This is a genomic window from Gilliamella sp. W8136 (assembly GCF_016101285.1).
Classification (GTDB): Bacteria; Pseudomonadota; Gammaproteobacteria; order Enterobacterales; family Orbaceae; genus Gilliamella; species Gilliamella apicola_N.
Map to the genome: position 1 here is coordinate 1 of NZ_JACFQU010000044.1, position 923 is coordinate 923.

At 32.3% G+C, this 923-nt stretch carries 1 protein-coding gene; it reads left to right on the plus strand.

The window, feature by feature from the left end; genetic code table 11:
- Positions 1-139 precede the first annotated feature (139 nt).
- A partial coding sequence (locus tag H3T96_RS14585) for a hypothetical protein (RefSeq protein WP_144093573.1) occupies positions 140-923 on the plus strand: 784 nt, incomplete at its 3' end.

Here is a 923-nt window from a genome sequence, read left to right on the forward strand (position 1 = left end):
AGAATAAAAAAACTAGATCCTAATGCCTGCTATTATTGCCGTACCCCTAACATACCTGATTGGGTAGAAGTAATTGATGAGCGAGGATATACGCCTAATTTAAAAGACCAAAAAGAATTATCAATTCAAGATTAGAATAATGGCTAAATATAGTTTATTAAAAGGGACAGTTAGTCAATTACATGTATTTGACGATCCCAAAGAGTTACGTTCGGATAATATTGGTTGGCTAGCTTTATTCGGGTTTATGATTATTGGGGCTTTTGAATTAATTGCTGCTATTATTGGTTCATTAACCGCAGGTAGTATTACTTTAAAAGGAAAGACTTTTTATTGTTATGTTGGTAAAAAAGAAGTATTGGGAAATATAGAGCATGTTAGTTTTAAAGAGGGAGATTATGTTGAAATGGTAGTTAAGCAAATTGACTCGAACCAATATCAATCCTACGCAGTACGAATGCCTCAATATCATGCTTTATATTTTCCAAGATCAGTAGGTGTACCGACATTATTACAGTTAAAAGTTAGTGCTATAATTTCAGGTGTATTGTGTTTATTGACTTATATAATCTCATTAATTTTAATATTCATTAGTATAGAAAGAGATTATATTAATAATTTCATCATTATTACACTTTCAAATTTCAGTATGTTCTTGATTGTTTCTCTCATATTTTTTTTCTTAGCAGGGGGGCGCTACTCTTTTATTAGCAATAGAATTTTTGCTACTTTAGGTTATCCGAAACCTTGGTTGCATAGTAGTGTAGAGGAACATGATCGTTTTAAAAAACTCAATCGCTCAGGTGATCCTGAACTGTATGAAGATCCGCAAACTCCTGAATTTGAAAGAATAAAAAAACTAGATCCTAATGCCTGCTATTATTGCCGTACCCCTAACATACCTGATTGGGTAGAAGTAATTG